Source organism: Nocardioides sp. YR527, assembly GCF_900101045.1.
Classification (GTDB): domain Bacteria; phylum Actinomycetota; class Actinomycetes; order Propionibacteriales; family Nocardioidaceae; genus Nocardioides.
Window position 1 is genome coordinate 485,245 of sequence record NZ_FNFN01000003.1, and the last position, 15,138, is coordinate 500,382.

At 69.2% G+C, this 15,138-nt stretch carries 14 protein-coding genes and 1 tRNA gene; 4 read left to right on the forward strand and 11 right to left on the reverse strand.

Features of this window, described 5'->3' with window-relative positions:
- Positions 1–50: 50 nt before the first annotated feature.
- A complete protein-coding gene (locus BLT25_RS10880; protein WP_091045437.1) occupies positions 51–659 on the reverse strand; it encodes a LysE/ArgO family amino acid transporter in 609 nt (202 codons plus the stop codon).
- Positions 660–733: 74 nt separating this feature from the next.
- Between BLT25_RS10880 and BLT25_RS10885 the strand changes: the two genes are divergently transcribed.
- Complete coding sequence (locus tag BLT25_RS10885; protein ID WP_091045438.1) at positions 734–1,636, forward strand: LysR family transcriptional regulator ArgP; 903 nt, start codon at positions 734–736, stop codon at positions 1,634–1,636.
- A gap of 5 nt (positions 1,637–1,641) precedes the next feature.
- Here the strand turns inward: BLT25_RS10885 and BLT25_RS10890 are convergent, their stop codons facing one another.
- From BLT25_RS10890 to BLT25_RS10905, 4 genes are all read right to left on the reverse strand, one after another.
- Positions 1,642–1,998, reverse strand: coding sequence for a hypothetical protein (locus tag BLT25_RS10890; RefSeq protein WP_091045441.1), 357 nt, complete (start codon positions 1,996–1,998; stop codon positions 1,642–1,644).
- 90 nt (positions 1,999–2,088) lie between these two features.
- Positions 2,089–3,312 carry an MFS transporter gene (locus tag BLT25_RS10895; protein WP_256328543.1) on the reverse strand — a complete coding sequence of 408 codons (1,224 nt, stop codon included), beginning with the start codon at positions 3,310–3,312 and terminating at the stop codon, positions 2,089–2,091.
- Positions 3,313–3,430: 118 nt separating this feature from the next.
- Positions 3,431–5,284 carry an acyl-CoA dehydrogenase gene (locus BLT25_RS10900; protein WP_091045445.1) on the reverse strand — a complete coding sequence of 618 codons (1,854 nt, stop codon included), beginning with the start codon at positions 5,282–5,284 and terminating at the stop codon, positions 3,431–3,433.
- Positions 5,285–5,400: 116 nt separating this feature from the next.
- Entirely contained in the window at positions 5,401–6,645 is a 1,245-nt protein-coding gene (locus tag BLT25_RS10905; protein WP_091045448.1) for an MFS transporter, read from the reverse strand.
- A gap of 72 nt (positions 6,646–6,717) precedes the next feature.
- On the opposite strand from BLT25_RS10905, the gene BLT25_RS10910 reads away from it, so the two are divergent.
- The gene (locus BLT25_RS10910) at positions 6,718–7,170 is read left to right on the forward strand and encodes a nuclear transport factor 2 family protein (protein ID WP_091045450.1); all 453 of its coding nucleotides are present in this window, start codon (positions 6,718–6,720) and stop codon (positions 7,168–7,170) included.
- Positions 7,171–7,238: 68 nt separating this feature from the next.
- On the opposite strand, the gene BLT25_RS10915 is transcribed toward BLT25_RS10910, so the two are convergent.
- The 5 genes from BLT25_RS10915 to BLT25_RS10935 form a co-directional block, all read right to left on the reverse strand.
- Complete coding sequence (locus BLT25_RS10915) at positions 7,239–8,150, reverse strand: calcium-binding protein (RefSeq protein ID WP_091045453.1); 912 nt, start codon at positions 8,148–8,150, stop codon at positions 7,239–7,241.
- A gap of 163 nt (positions 8,151–8,313) precedes the next feature.
- Entirely contained in the window at positions 8,314–8,946 is a 633-nt protein-coding gene (locus BLT25_RS10920; protein ID WP_091045454.1) for a DUF2461 domain-containing protein, read from the reverse strand.
- 47 nt (positions 8,947–8,993) lie between these two features.
- A complete protein-coding gene (locus tag BLT25_RS10925; RefSeq protein ID WP_091045457.1) occupies positions 8,994–10,370 on the reverse strand; it encodes a class-II fumarase/aspartase family protein in 1,377 nt (458 codons plus the stop codon).
- A gap of 158 nt (positions 10,371–10,528) precedes the next feature.
- Positions 10,529–10,604, reverse strand: a tRNA-Gly gene (locus BLT25_RS10930).
- Positions 10,605–10,653: 49 nt separating this feature from the next.
- Positions 10,654–11,445: an SGNH/GDSL hydrolase family protein gene (locus tag BLT25_RS10935; RefSeq protein ID WP_091045459.1), complete on the reverse strand. Its 792-nt coding sequence runs from the start codon at positions 11,443–11,445 to the stop codon at positions 10,654–10,656.
- Positions 11,446–11,587: 142 nt separating this feature from the next.
- Here BLT25_RS10935 and dcd point away from each other — a divergent pair, with 142 nt between their 5' ends.
- Both dcd and BLT25_RS10945 read left to right on the forward strand, forming a co-directional pair.
- Positions 11,588–12,163 (forward strand): dCTP deaminase, encoded by a 576-nt coding sequence (dcd, locus tag BLT25_RS10940; RefSeq protein ID WP_045547715.1) that lies wholly within the window; start codon positions 11,588–11,590, stop codon positions 12,161–12,163.
- Positions 12,164–12,172: 9 nt separating this feature from the next.
- Positions 12,173–13,138, forward strand: a complete 966-nt coding sequence (locus tag BLT25_RS10945; protein ID WP_091045462.1) for a serine/threonine-protein kinase — start codon at positions 12,173–12,175, stop codon at positions 13,136–13,138.
- Positions 13,139–13,143: 5 nt separating this feature from the next.
- Here the strand turns inward: BLT25_RS10945 and BLT25_RS10950 are convergent, their stop codons facing one another.
- Positions 13,144–15,090, reverse strand: a complete 1,947-nt coding sequence (locus BLT25_RS10950; RefSeq protein ID WP_176883788.1) for a vWA domain-containing protein — start codon at positions 15,088–15,090, stop codon at positions 13,144–13,146.
- Between the last annotated feature and the right edge of the window lie 48 nt (positions 15,091–15,138).

The window sequence follows — 15,138 nt, forward strand, 5'->3', positions numbered from 1 at the left end:
CACATTGACTGGATTTGACTATGGCCAGATTTGAAGGGCGGCCCGCCCGATCAGCCCAGCCCACCCACTGCGAGCCCGCCGGCGATCGCGAGCATCGTGCACCCGATGAGACTGTCGAGAACCTGCCACGCACGCCGGCTGGCGAGCAGCGGCCCGAGGAGCCGGGCACCGTAGCCGAGACCGGCGAACCAGATGATGCTGGCCAGGCAGCCGCCGACGGCGAACCCCCATCGCGCCGAGCCGTAGGTCGCCGCGATCGACCCGTGGAGCACAAGTGTGTCGATGTAAACATGCGGGTTGAGCCAGGTGAAGGCGGCGGCCTTGGCGAGCACCCGGGGGAGTGCCTCGCGGGGAGCATCGGCGGCATCCATCCCCGAGGGCCGCAGCGCCCGCCGGAACGACCCGATGCCGTACCAGCCGAGGAACGCCACCCCGAGCCAGCGCAGCACCTCCACCACCCACCCGGCACTCTCGACGACCGCCCCCATGCCGGCGACCCCGGCGCAGATGAGAAGGAGGTCGGAGACCGCACACACGGCCACCACGGCGAGCACGTGCGAGCGGAGGACGCCTTGCCGCAGGACGTACGCGTTCTGGGACCCGATGGCGATGATGAGGCTGAGCCCGGTGAGGAGCCCGGCGAGGCTTGCGTTGATCACGACGACGACGCTAAGCCGTGGCACCTCTTCAGACCAGCGAAAGAATCTAACCGAAGATAAGCCATACTTAACCGATGCCCGCCCTCGACCCGACCCAGCTCGAGACCCTCGTCGTGATCGCCGAGGAAGGCACCTTCGACGCCGCGGCGAGACGACTCCACATCACTCCGAGCGCCGTCAGCCAGCGGATCCGGGCGCTCGAGCGCGCGGCCGGGCAGGTGCTGGTGCGGCGTACGACTCCCTGCACCCCCACCGAGGCCGGCGAGCCTCTGATCAGGCATGGCCGGCAGCTCCGCCTGCTGCTCACCGAAGCCGCCGCGACCCTCAGCACGGACGAGACCAGCGACAACACCGTCGTAGACCTCTCGATCGTGGTCAACGCGGACACCCTCGCGACCTGGTTCCGCCCGGTCCTCGACGAGGTGGCGACCTGGGATCGGACGGCGCTGCGGATCACCGTTGAGGATCAGGGCTACTCGGCCGACGCGCTACGCCGCGGCGAGGTCCTCGCCGCGGTCACCAGCGAGCCGCGACCGGTCCAGGGTTGCACCGCCGAGCCCCTGGGAAGGCTCCGCTACACCCCCGGCGCGACCCCGGCGCTCGTCGAGCGCTACCGCAAGGGCAGAGGCATCGACTGGAGCGCGATCCCGATGATCGTCTACAACGAGAAGGATCACCTCCAGGACGAGGTGCTGGCGGCGCACGGCGCGACCCGGCCGCCGGTGATCCACCGCGTCCCGAGCAGCCATGACTTCCACGAGGCCATCAGGCGCGGCCTCGGCTGGGGCATGCTCCTCGACGCCCAGGCCGAGGCCGACCTCGCAACCAGGACGACGATCCCGCTCCCGGGCGCGAAGCCGATCGACGTCCAGCTCTTCTGGCAGCGCTGGCGCCTCGACTCTGTCGCTCTCGATGACCTGAGCGAAGCCGTACGCCGAGCCGCCCGCGACCAGCTACGCTCGACGCGTCGTCGCTGATCGGGTCAGGCCCGGCCGCCGGGGTGGCCGGATCCGAACTGCTGGCCGTGAGGCGCGCCCTGGATGGGCTGGCCGGCCGGCGGGTAGTGCCCCTGTGACGGAGGGCCCGGAGGGTAGGCCCCCTGAGGACCGCCGCCGTAGGGACCGGCGTCGTACTGGCGGTGCTCGACGGCGGTGGTGTGCTGGGACCGGCTCACCGACAGCAGCACGCCGATCACGATCGCGAGGCCGCCGGCGATCACGAAGATCCAGCCCAGCGGCTCGCTCGCGATCGCGTTGGCGAGCTCGTCGGGCAGATCCACGGCGCTGGTGAGCAGGATGAGTCCGAGGACCAGCAGGATGATCCCTAGGCCGATGGTCATGACAGAACTCCAGAGGTTGGGGGTGGCGCGCCACGCTACCCAGCCGGTTCAGGCCCCCATACCGTCCCCCGCATCACGACCCGCCGCAGGTCAGCCCGTACCCCGCGCCCCGGCCACCCCGCGCGCCGCGACCCCGAGCAGCACCAGCAGGAGCGCGCCGAAGGCGAGCATCGCCGGCTCGGTCGCGACGTACTGCACCAGGATCCCCAGCAGCACCACCGGCACCGTGATCCCGAGATAGGCCATCAGGAAGAGCCCGGCCAGCGCCTCGCCACGGCTGTTCGCCGGTGCCACCGAGATCACGGTGGCGACCGCCGCCTTGAAGGACATCCCCGATCCGGCCCCGGTGACGACGGCCCCGACGACCAGGATCCAGAACGTGCCGGACAGCAGCGCGCCGACCACGAGAAGCAGTCCGGCGGTCAGCGCGACCAGCCCGACGACGTACAGCCGACGGCGCGGCCAGCCTCCGGCGAGCACCTGGAAGAGCGCCGCGGCCCCGAAGATGGAGAACCCGACCACGCCCGCGACGGCGTGCGAGTGGAGACCGAGGTCGTTGGCCAGGAACGACGGCACCAGCGAGGTGAAGAAGCCGAACATCGCGAACGCCACGAAGCTCGCCATCCCCGCGGCGAAGTACGCGCCGCGCGCGTCGGCCGGCACCCGCACCCGCTGCGGCCGGTAGGTCCACCCCGGCTGGTCGGTGTCGACCGTCTCCGGCGCCGCCACCACCGCGAGCAGACCGAGCACCATCAGGAACGCGAAGACCGCGTACGGCGTGTAGAGCGGTCGCGGCGCCCACTCGGCCAGGGCGCCGGCGATCAGCGGCCCCAGCCCCAGGCCGCCGATGTTTGCCGCGGTCGCGACCACCTCGGCCCGGGTCGCCGGCGCCTCCGGGCGGGCGGACCGGTGCAGCTCGGCGAGATGTGCCGTCGCGGTCGCGGTCAGCATCCCGACGCCGAGCCCGGACAGCAGTCGCGCCAGCAGCAGCCAGCCCAGCTCATGGGTCGAGAGGAAGATCAGCGCGGAGAGCACGTTGAGCAGCACCGCCGGCGCCACCACCCGCCGTCGCCCGAACCGGTCCGAGAGGTGGCCGGCGAGGAAGAGCGAGATCGCCACCCCGGCGCCGTACGTCGCGAACACCAGGGTGATCACGAACGAGCTCCACCCCTGCTCGTCGACGTAGAAGACGTAGAGCGGCGCGGGCGCGGCCGCGAAGCCCATCGTCACCGCGAACAGGAACGCCACCGACCAGAACCCGCGCGAGTGATGAACGGAGCTCGTACGAATCCGGGACTCGGTCACAGAGGTCACGTGACTCATCAACCACTCCCGGTGCCCAACTCATTCCGGGCGACGAAATGCACCGCGGCCCGCCCGGAGAACCGGGCGGGCCGCAGCGTACGAGCGGATCAGAACCTGTGGATCAACCTCAGAAGGCCGACTCGGGCAGATCCATGATCGAGTTGTCGATCGCCTCGGCGATCGCCCGCTCAGCGGTCAGCTTGGGCAGGTTGTAGGAGGCGAAGAACTTCGCGGCGGCGACCTTGCCGGTGTAGAAGTCCTTGTCCTTGCCCGGGTCACCCGCGAGGGCGGCGAGGGCGATCTCGGCCTGGCGCAGCAGCAGCCACGCGACCACGACGTCGCCGACGGCGAGCAGCAGGCGCGAGGTGTTCTGGGCGACCTTGTAGATGTTGCTGATCTCCTCCTGGGAGGCCATCAGGTCGTTGAACATGTGGCCGACGATCGCGTTGACGTCCTCGAGCGCGGTCGCGAGCAGGGCACGCGACTCCTTGAGCTCGGCGGAGCCCTCGTTGTCGAGGAAGGCCTGGATCTCGCCGGCGATCTGGCCGAGCGCGGCGCCCTGGTTCTTCACGATTTTGCGGAAGAAGAAGTCCTGGCCCTGGATCGCGGTGGTGCCCTCGTAGATCGAGTCGATCTTGGCGTCGCGGACGTACTGCTCGATCGGGTACTCCTGCAGGAAGCCCGACCCACCGAAGGTCTGCAGCGACTCGGTGCCGAGAAGCACCCAGGCGCGCTCGGAGCCGTAGCCCTTGACGATCGGCAGCAGCAGGTCGTTGACCGCGGCGGCCAGCTTGTGCTCGTCGGAGCCGTCCTCGGTGAGGACGACCTTCTCCTGCCACGAGGTCGTGTAGTAGACCAGCGCGCGCATGCCCTCGGCGAACGACTTCTGCACCAGCAGCGAGCGGCGTACGTCGGGGTGGTGGGTGATCGTGACGCGCGGGTCCGTCTTCGCGGCGGCGACGAGGTCGGCGCCCTGGACGCGGGTCTTGGCGTACTCGAGCGCGTTCAGGTAGCCGGTCGAGAGGGTCGCGATGGCCTTGGTGCCGACCATCATCCGAGCGTTCTCGATGACGTCGAACATCTGACGGATGCCGTCGTGCACCTCGCCGAGCAGCCAGCCCTGAGCGGCCTCGCCGCCGCCGACCTGCGGATCGCCGAAGGTGAGCTCGCAGGTGTTGGACACCTTGATGCCCATCTTGTGCTCGACGTTGGTGACGTACGCACCGTTGCGCTCGCCGGTGAGCTCACCGGTCTCGTGGTCGAAGTGGTACTTCGGCACGAGGAAGAGGGAGAGGCCCTTGGTGCCCGGGCCGCCGACGCCCTCGACGCCCTTCGGGCGGGCGAGGACGAGGTGCATGATGTTCTCCTGCAGATCCGACTCGGCGCTGGTGATGAAGCGCTTGACGCCGGTGATGTTCCAGGAGCCGTCCTCGTTGGGCGTGGCGAAGGTCTTGCCGGCGCCGACGTCGGAGCCCGCGTCGGGCTCGGTCAGCACCATGGTGGAGCCCCAGAGGCGCTCGACCATGATCTTGGCGATCTGCTTGTCGCGGTCGTTGCCGTTCTCGAAGACGACCTTCGAGAAGAACGGGCCGGCGGCGTACATCCAGATCGCCGGGTTGGCGCCGAGCAGCATCTCGGCGGTCGCCCAGACCAGCGAGTTCGGGGCCACCTGGCCACCGATCTCCTCGGGAGTGTGCAGGCTCCAGAAGCCCGAGTCCATCCACGCGTCGTAGGACTTCTTGAACGCGGCCGGGACCGGCGCGGTGTTGGTCTTGGGGTCGAAGACCGGCGGGTTGCGGTCGGCTTCGACGAACGACTCGGCGAGGTCCTCACGCGAAAGGCGCTCGACCTCGGCGAGGATCTCCTTCGCGGTGTCGACGTCCAGGTCCGCGAAGGGACCGGTGCCGAGGACCTTGTCCGTGCCGAAGACCTCGAACAGGTTGAACTCGATGTCGCGGAGATTGCTCTTGTAGTGGCTCACTGATCCACCTTCATAACCTTTGTCGGATGTACCAGTTGCGGGAGCGCCGGTCGGCACGCACTACTGGCGGGTAACATTAAGAATAGGCTCGCCCTCAAGGGGTGGCAAGCCCGGGGCTACTCGCAGGTAGGGGTCTTCGTCACAGTGCGGCGCCACGGGAGCAGGGCGGAGGAAAGCAGAAGTACGCCTCCGGCCACCGCGATCGCGGTCCGCGGGCTCGTCGCAGCGGCCAGTGCCCCGGCCGCCAGGACGCCGACGGGCTGGGCAACCTTCATCGTGATCGACCACGCCGCCTGGACCCGGGACATGTGGTCGTCCGCGGTCTCGCGCATCCGATAGGCGGCGAAGGTCGGGTTGAAGACACCGGCGCAGAGGATCAGCCCGAAGTTGGCGGCGGTGAACCAGGCGAACCCGACCGGGCCGGTCGGGGTGAAGGCGATCGGGATCGTCCACAGGGTCCGGGCGACCCCGGACCCGAGCAGCACCGCCCGCTCGCCGAGCCGGTTCGTGAGCCGGGGTGCGCACATGGCGCCGAGGATGCCGCCGAGGCAGGGCACGCCCATGGCGACGCCGTACATCCATGGCTCCATGCCGAGCACCCGCAGGGTCAGCACCAGCTGCAGCGGGCTGGTCGCGATCACGCCCGAGCCGAAGAGGGCCGCGTTGAGGAAGAGCGAGCGCAGGTCGCGCCGGGCGAGGATGTAGCGCCAGCCGGCGGTCACCTCGGCCAGCCAGTGCTGCGGCTTCCTCGTCGGGGGCTGAGGTTCCGGCGTACGGATCGAGCGGATGCCGAGGGCCGAGAGCAGGTAGGTCAGTGCATCCACCAGCACGGTCAGGGTCGGCCCTGCTACGGAGACCAGGGCGCCGCCGATCGGCGGGCCCGCGGTGAAGGTGGTCCAGAACGTCGTCTCCAGCCGGCTGGTCGCGGTCAGCCTGGCCTCCGGGGCGACCAGTGCCTTCAGGTGGGCGCCGGAGGCCGCGGTGAAGGCGAGCTCGCAGGTCGCGGCGAGGACGCCGACGACGCACAGGTGGGGATAGGTGAGCCGGTCGGCCAGTCCCGCCGCGGGGATGCTGAGCATCGCCGTGAACCGGATCAGGTCGGCGCCGATCATCGTCGGCCGCTTGTGGCGGTACTCGATCCATGGGCCGAGCCGGATCCCCGCCGCCGCGGCCGCGAACCCGGACAGGGCTGCCAGCAGCGACACCTGGAAGGTCGACGAATCGAGCACGAGCACCGCGACGAGTGGCAGTGCGCCGTACGCGATCGTCGACCCGGCCTGGCTCGTCGCCGTGGCCAGCCAGAGCCGGTTGAAGTCCCGCCCTGGTGCCGCGCTCCTGCGCGCGGTCTCCGAGACGGTCACCCGGCGACCCTATCCGGGCGGGAGTAGGCGATCAGGTAGAACACGTTCCAGTTTCGGCGTACGATCGCGGTCATGATCTCCTCCGACGCCATCACCTGGAACGCCCCCGACGACGAACACCCCGCACGTACGGCAGGGCAGCGCTCCTATGCCGCCGTCGCCAAGGGCGACCTCGACGAGTGGCTCACGGTCTACGCCGAGGACTGTGTGCTCGAGGACCCGGTCGGGCCGTCGATGTTCGACCCCGAGGGCAAGGGCCACCACGGCCACGAGGGGCTCAAGGCGTTCTGGGAGAAGGCGATCGCCTCGGTCCACACCTTCGAGTTCGAGATCAACGACTCCTTCGCCAACCCCGAGGGCAACACCTGCGCCAACATCGGCAAGATCAAGACGAGCTTCCCCGACGGCAGCTACACCACCACCGACCTGATCATGGTCTACACCGTCAACGACGAGGGCCGCATCAAGTCGATGAAGGCCTTCTGGGAGCCCGACCGCACGATGGCGAGCTTCACCTCCGCCTGATGCCGGGTAGTCCGAGACGTTCGGGCCCATCTACCGGCGGGTAGCGGGCGGAAACGTCTCGGACTATCTCAGGGAGTCCAGTAGGTGCCCCCGGTCGGCGGCCTGGAGGTCGTCATACCCACCTCCGTGCACGAGTACGTGGAGCCCGCCCCGGGCTCGGGGGCGCAGTCGTCTCGCCCCGCTTGACCCTTCACGATGTCGGCGCCCCGGCCTCCGAGCAGACGGTCGTTCTCGTTTCCGCCGAGAAGGCGATCGCGGTCGTCGCCACCCACGAGGCTGTCCGCACCCGTGCCGCCCTCGAGGTGGTCGGCGCCGTCGGCGCCAGTGATCCAGTCTCGGCCGGGGCCGCCGTAGAGGCTGTCGTTTCCGGCGGACCCGTGGATGCTGTCGGGGCCGCTGCCGCCGTAGATCCTCTCGGAGCCGCTGCCACCGCTCATGCCATCGGCTCCGTCGCCGCCGTAGAGCAGGTCGTTGCCCGCTTCGCCTCGGACGTAGTCGTCACCGCTGCCGCCTGACACGGTGTCGTTTCCGGACGACCCGTAGAGGTTGTCCCGCCCGCCTTCGCCGTAGACACGGTCGTTGCCCCCTTGGCCGACAACGAGGTCCTGGCCCTCGCCGCCGTAGAGCGTGTCGCCGCTATCGGTTCCGCTGCTCTCGATGCGGTCGCCGGGGTTGTAGTGACCATGGATGGCGTCGTTGCCGCCCATGCCCCAGATGACGTCGGAGCCGGTGCCGCCGCGCAGCTGGTCGCCGCCGGAGGTTCCGTGGATCCGGTCGTTGCCGGACCCGCCGAAGGCGTACGTCGACCAGATCTCGTCGTTTCCGCCCTGCCCGAAGACGATGTCTGTGGCGTGGATCTTGTCATCGCCGTCGCCGCCGCACACGACGTCATTCGCGTCGGCGTAGATGATGTCGGCGCCGGGCGTGCCGAGGATGAAGTCCTGGTCGGAGGACGTCGTCGGCGTCTGTCCCCGATTCATGTCGACAGTGACCGTTACTCCTCCGCAGGTAGCGGCCGCGTTCGCGGTGCTGGCGGTCAGCGTGATTCCGGGGATGACCAGAAGCGACGCCGCTCCTGAGATGAGGGCTGAGGTACGCACAGCGGCAGACCCTAATGGGTATCGCGCCGCCGTGAAGCAGCAATCACGCCACCGCGTGCTCGGCGATCCACTCGACCAGAGGACGTACGGCTCGCCAGTCCTTCTTCACCTCGCCGACGAGGTCGGGGGTGTGGATGATCGGCTCGAAGCCGATGGTGCGGCCGAGGTGGATCGACTTGTGGCGGAGCAGCTCGATCTTGGGGTGGTCCTTGTCGAAGCCGCGCGGGGCGGTCTTGAGCCGGTCGCCGGTGACCTCGTAGCCCTTCTTCTCCGCGACCGCGAGTCGTTTCTCCAGGTCGGCGCCGTAGTGGTCGTGGACGATGGCGTCACGGAAGGCCGCCAGGCGGGGCGGCTCGAACCAGTAGCAGCCGCCACCGGTGCGGATGCCGCGGGGCGAGACCTCGACGTAGTAGCCGGTCTGCGGCGCCACGGCCACGAAGGCTCCCTGGTGGGTCTTGTAGGGGAGCTTGTCCTTCGAGAAACGTACGTCGCGGTAGGGCCGGAAGATCTTGGCGCTGCCGAACTCCTCGGCGAGCTCGTCGGTGAGCGCCTTCATCGGCGCGTGGACAGACTCCTTGTAGATGTGCTTGTGGGCTTCCCAGAACGACTTGGTGTTGTCGACCTCGAGATCGTCGTAGAAGTCGAGCGCTGCCACGGGAAAACCTTCGAAAGCCACGCTGCCGATCCTACGAGGCGCGTTTGCTCACGCCGAGTCGGCTGTCGCTAAACGCTCGGGATCTGGATGCCGTCGGCCACCCGGCGGGCATGCTCGGCCATGGCGCGGGCGATGTTGGCGGACTCGCCGAGGTGGCGGCACGGGTCGAGCAGGTCGGTGATCTCGGCGCGGGTGAAGTGCTCGGAGACCTCGGGCGACTCCGCGAGGAGCGAGGCGAAGTCGATGTCGTCGACGGCCGAACGCTGAGCCAGCTCGAAGACGACGTCGTGGGCGACCTGGCGGCCGATCCGCTCGCCGAGCTCGAGCATCAGCGACTCGGAGCCGATCAGCCCGCCGGACAGGGCCAGGTTGGCGCGCATCCGGTCCTCGTCGAAGGTCAGCCCGGTGAAGATGACGACCAGCCGAGCCAGTACGTCCCCGGCCAGGCGAGAGGCCTGCGCGACCGCATCCTCGAGGATGCCGGTCATGGCGCCGTTGGCCTCGTGGTCGTGGAGCATCGACTCCATCGCCGGGGCGACGAGCCCGCGCAGCTGGGTGGCGGAGGTGATCACGTCGAGCGTCAGCTGCGGGTTGCGCTTGTGGGGCATCGTCGAGGAGCCGATGGTGCCCTCGGGGATCGGCTCGAAGGCCTCCCCGAACTCGGGCTGCATCATCGAGTAGACGTCCTTGCCGATCTTGCCGGCGGTGCCACCGAGCATCCCCAGGATCGAGACCCACTCGACCATGCCGTCGTTGATCGCGCGCGAGGGGACCGGCATCGAGCCCATGTCGAGCCGGGAAGCCGTCTCGGTCTCGATGGCGCGAGCGTGGGAGCCGAAGGAGGCCATCGTCCCCGCGGCACCACCCATCAGGAGACGGAAGACGCGGTCCTCGACCGAACGGAGCCGGTCGACGTGGGCGGCGATCTCGTCGATCCAGATGGCGACCTTGAAGCCGAAGGTGATCGGGACCGCGTGCTGGGAGTGGGTGCGCCCCGGCATCGGCACCTCGGCGCCGGCCTCGGCGACCTTCGACAGCGAGCGGAGCAGGTCGCCGAGCAGGTCGAGGATCTTGTCGTGCGCCTGGCGCATCAGGATCAGGTCGGCGGTCTGGGTGATGTTCTGTGTGGTGGCGCCCCAGTGGACCCAGCCGCCGTGCTTCGCGCCGACGACCCGGCAGAGCTCCTCGACCAGCGGGGTCAGCGGGTGGCTGTGCTCGGCGGTGGCCTTCTCGATGCGGTCGAGGTCGAGCTTGTCCAGATCGGCGGCCTCCGCGATCGCCTCGCCGGCCTCCGCGGGGATCACCTTCACTGCCGCTTCGGCCTCGGCCAGGGCCGCCTCGACGTCGAGTCGCGCCTGGAGACGCGCCTCGTAGGTGAACAGATCTCCGATGCCGTGATCGGGGACTCGTCCGTCGGTGAATCGGCTGCTCGAGCCCGCGGGCATGGCGCGTGATCCTTTACGTGTCGTTCACACAATGATTGGAAAACAGAAACCCAATCTTAATGGACGCAAGCCGCAAACACCCGTGATCGTGTGCTGCGTCACTTGGATCGTGCAAGTGAACCGAAACAGGCCGTGCCATAAGGCACGGCCCGAATCAATGGAGCGGACGACGAGATTCGAACTCGCGACATCAACCTTGGGAAGGTTGCGCTCTACCAACTGAGCTACGTCCGCAGGTGCGACCAGGATGTTACCCCACACACCGGGCCAGGTGTGAACCGGTTCAGGAAAGTCGCGTCATCCGTGGATAGCGGGCCGACAGCCCCTCGCCCGCCGGGCCACGGAGCATGCGGCGTACGGCCCAGGGGAGCGCGCGGGCGGCCAGCCGCCGGACCTCGCGGATGGGGCCGGCCAGGCCGTTCGGGCCCGGTTCCTCGACGACGGCCAGTGGCTTCGGGGTGGGCAGGTGATGGCGTACGCCGAGGGTGTCGAGGACCTTGATCGCCATCAGCTGGTGGCCGGGGGCGCCCAGGAAGCCGTGGCCGTCCCAGTAGCCGGCGTCGTCGTACTCGGTCATCCGCCAGAAGTCGACCAGCGTGGCCCCGCGCCGCTGCGCGATCTCGCGCACCGCTTCGTTGTAGACCGCGAAGCGTCCGCGGAGCAGCCGCCCGACGGTGGTCGACCGAGCGCCGTAGGCGGTGAAGACCAGCACCTTCGCGCCGGTCTCGGTCAGGTCGCCGATCGCGGACTCGTAGGTGGCGAGCAGGTCATCGATGTTCACATGTGGCCACATCAGATCGACCGATCCGCCGTAGATCGTCACCACGTCCGGCTCGAGCGTGATCGCCCGCCCGACCTGCTCCTTGACGATCCTGTCGATCCCGCGGCCGCGGACGGCGAGGTTGGCGTAGGTGAACTCGGGGGTCCGCTCGGCCATCACCTCGGCGACCCGATCGGCCCAGCCGCGCACGCCGTTCGGGCGACGGACGTCGGTGTCGCCGACGCCCTCGGTGAAGGAGTCGCCCAGCGCGACGTACCGGCGGTAGCCGCCGGGGATCAGCGCATCCAGTGCCATGGCTCCGATTCAATCGGGTTTACCCCGGGACGTACGACTCTGGCGCGGAATCTGTGACGCATGGGGTAGGGGTGATTCCAGAGACGCCGCCAGGGGCAACGCAGGAGCAGTACACAGCGCCCGGCTGCGTTAGGTTTGCCTCGTGCTGCTGAGCGACAAGGACATCCTGACCGAGATCAACGACGGGCGGATCGTCATCGACCCCTGGGACGAGTCGATGCTGCAGCCGTCGTCCGTCGACGTACGTCTGGATCGGTTCTTCCGGGTCTTCGACAACCACAAGTACGCCACGATCGACCCGGCCGTGGACCAGTCCGAGCTCACCCGGCAGATCGAGACCGAGGGGGACGAGCCGTTCATCCTGCACCCGGGCGAGTTCGTGCTCGGGTCGACGTACGAGACCGTCAGCCTGCCCGACGACATCGCCGCGCGGGTCGAGGGGAAGTCGTCGCTGGGGCGCCTCGGGCTGCTCACCCACGCCACCGCCGGCTTCGTCGACCCGGGCTTCTCCGGCCATGTCACGCTCGAGCTGGCCAATGTCGCGACGCTTCCGATCAAGCTCTACCCGGGGATGAAGATCGGTCAGTACTGCTTCTTCAGGCTCACCTCGCCCGCGCAGAACCCCTACGGCAGCGAGAAGTACGGGAGCCGCTACCAGGGCCAGCGCGGCCCGACCGCCTCGCGCAGCTTCCAGAGCTTCCACCGCACCAAGATCTGAGAGCGTCCGGTGGGCGAGGTCTTCGCGGGGCGCTACGAGCTGTTGGAGCCGATCGCGGAGGGAGGCATGGGCGCGGTCTGGCAGGTCCACGACCGCCGAGACGGCACCGTCAAAGCTGCCAAGCTGCTGCGTCAGCGGGACGCCTCCTCCCTGCTCCGGTTCATCCGGGAGCAGGCCACCCGGATCCATCATCCGCATGTCGTGACTCCCCTCGGCTGGGCCGGCGAGGACGACAGTGTGCTGTTCACGATGCCGCTGCTGCGCGGCGGGTCGGTCGCCATGCTGCTGGGCGACTTCGGTGCTCTCCCCGAGCAGTGGGTCGTCGCGATCCTCGATCAGACCCTGTCGGCTCTCGAGGCCGTGCACGCCGCCGGCGTGGTGCACCGCGACGTGAAGCCGGGCAACCTGCTGCTGGAGGTGACCGGCGCGGGCGTTCCTCACGTGCGGCTCTCCGACTTCGGCGTGGCCGTCCCCGCCGACCAGCCGCGGCTCACCGAGGCCAACGTGATGATCGGTACGCCTGGCTACATGGCGCCCGACCAGGGCTTCGATCCCGATCCCCGCGACGACCTCTACGCCGCCGCGGTCACGGGTCTGCACCTCCTGACCGGTGCGCGGCCACCGCACGATCCTTCGTACGTCCCGGCGACGCCGCTGGGCCGGCTGCTGCTCCGGGCGATCGGCTCGGACCGTTCCGCCCGGCCGCAGTCCGCCGGAGAGTTCCGCCAGCTGCTCGCCCAGGCCGTGCCTGCGCGGCCCTGGGAGCCGGGCGAGGCCGAGGTCCTGGACCAGTACGCCTCGGGGCGCATGTCGCCGCCACCTCCACCACCGCCTCCGCCGACGCCGCGGGTCGCCGAGGACAAGACTGCGGTGCGGCGTACGAAACAGCACGACGACCGGCCCGTGTGGCCGATCGTCGCGCTGGTGCTCGCCGGGGTCCTGCTGCTGGCGGGCAGTGCCTTCCTGCTGAGCTGATCCGGCTAGGCGTGCCGCCTCCGGATCAGCAGGACAGCGGCCGCCGCGAGCGCGGCGATCCCGAGGCCGGCTCCGCCGACGCCGGCGACCAGCTTGATGGTGTCACCGGACCCTTCGTCCTTGCCGGAACCCGAGCCCGATCCGGAGCCGCTCCCGGTGGACTCGTCCGTACCGTCCTCCTCGGAACCCTCCGACCCGGCGGCCGCAGCGTTCAGGTTGAGGTCGGCGGTCGGCGCGGAGAGCCCCGAGACCTTCTCGTAGTCGGGCTCGCCCTCGCCGGCTGTCCCGACGGTCTTGACCGTCAGGGTGTAGGGCACGTTGATGTTCTCGTCCAGGCCGTACTGGACCCGGACGTAGTGAACGCCCGGGAGCCCGGTCGAGGCGGTCGCGTCGGACGTGTCGAACCGGTTCCGGTAGGCGACGGTGTTGGACAGGGTGCCGGTGCGCCAGGCGTCCGGGCAGTTCTGCAGCAGCCCGGTGTCGCACCAGCTCTCCGGCGCTTCGCGGACGTCGACCGTCGCGTCACCGCCGAGCGGCCCGATGACGTCGAGCTCGACCCCGGCGCCGACCGCCCATTCCTTGCGGATCGCATCGGTCATCCGAGCGTCGAACTGGGCCTCCAGGTGCTGGCCCCAGCCGACCGGGACGCCGATCACCTGGTTCTCGCCCGGGTTGATGTCGAAGGAGTACGTCCCGTCCTCGACGATCGGCGCGTTCGCGATCGTGCTGCCGGGCACCATGCCGTCGGTCGGGTCACCCGGGGTCAGCTCGGTCCAGGTGGGCGCCTCAGGCTGGGGAGGCAGGCCGTCGAGCGTGGCCGCGCTGACCGGCGGCTCCTCGTAGACCATCAACTGGACCGGCTTCCCGGCGATCGCGCCGGCGTCGCCGGTGCCGGACGAGGTCGACAGGACCAGCTCCTCGGCCGTGTTGCAGGGGTCTTCCGGGTCGGTGTCCCCGCTGTGGGTGGTGCCGAAGATGAGCCGGTTGCCGTCGCCGTACGTCGTCGACTGGACCACCGTCCACCGGCACCCCCGCAGCTCGCCGGACTCGTCCCGGACGCTGATCCTGGGGCTCAGGTTGCTGACCAGGTCTTCCGACTCGCCCTCGAAGATCAGGCCGAAGTGCACGGTGGTGCCCGGCGCGGTGCGCTCGAAGCGGTAGTAGCGCTCGCCGCGGGTCTGGACGGTGTCCAGGTATTGCCCGGCCTTGACGAGCGGGGCGTCGGCGGAGTCAGGGGTGCCCTTCACCGGCGTACCGGTGAACTCGAAGGGCCGCAGCGCCCGCTCGGAGGCGCCCGAGATCGACTCACCGATGCCCTCGGCGTCGTCGGCGTCGTAGTAGGTGCCGTTGCCCTTCTCGGCGATGCACTCCAGCTGCTTGCGCGCCTTGCCCGAGACGGAGAGGCCGACGACATCGATCTGCAGGTCGATGCCCTGATCGGCGATCGCCTGCGCTGCCGGACAGGGGTCGCCGCAGGTCGACTCGCCGTCGGAGACGAGGACGATCGAGCGCTTGCCCTCGGACCCGATGTCCTCGGCGGCGCGCTTCAGGGCGACCGGGATCGGTGTCTCGCCGTAGGGCTTGTAGCCGCTCACCGCCGCCTTCAGGTCGTCGCGGTTGCCCGTCCCGGGCTTCACGACCAGCTGGGTGTCCTCGCACGCGGCCTTCTGCTTGCGCCCGAACACCATCGCGCCGAAGACCCGCATGCCTACGTCGGCACTCTCCGGCAGGTCGTCGATCACGGTGTCGAGCGCCTGCTTGGCGGCTTGGATCTTGGTGGTGCCCCCACTGGCCGGCTCCTTCATGGAGCCGGACGAGTCGAGCACGAGGATCATCCGGCCGTACGTCCCCTGGTTCTGCTCATCGGCAGCAGCGGGGGCGGCACCGGTGCCGGCCGCGGCCACGGTGAGGACCCCGGCAAGGCCGGTGGCGATCACGAGTCTTTTCCGCATGCCCGGCACCATACGTTCACTAACGTATACGCGGCAAGTACATTTGCA

What these genes read in the sequence shown, in the direction of transcription:
- BLT25_RS10885 (WP_091045438.1), top strand. Translation starts at nt 734, where the DNA reads ATGCCCGCCCTCGACCCGACCCAGCTCGAGACCCTCGTCGTGATCGCC.
- BLT25_RS10890 (WP_091045441.1), bottom strand. Translation starts at nt 1,998, where the DNA reads ATGACCATCGGCCTAGGGATCATCCTGCTGGTCCTCGGACTCATCCTG.
- BLT25_RS10910 (WP_091045450.1), top strand. Translation starts at nt 6,718, where the DNA reads ATGATCTCCTCCGACGCCATCACCTGGAACGCCCCCGACGACGAACAC.
- BLT25_RS10915 (WP_091045453.1), bottom strand. Translation starts at nt 8,150, where the DNA reads ATGAATCGGGGACAGACGCCGACGACGTCCTCCGACCAGGACTTCATC.
- BLT25_RS10925 (WP_091045457.1), bottom strand. Translation starts at nt 10,370, where the DNA reads ATGCCCGCGGGCTCGAGCAGCCGATTCACCGACGGACGAGTCCCCGAT.
- BLT25_RS10935 (WP_091045459.1), bottom strand. Translation starts at nt 11,445, where the DNA reads ATGGCACTGGATGCGCTGATCCCCGGCGGCTACCGCCGGTACGTCGCG.
- BLT25_RS10950 (WP_176883788.1), bottom strand. Translation starts at nt 15,090, where the DNA reads ATGCGGAAAAGACTCGTGATCGCCACCGGCCTTGCCGGGGTCCTCACC.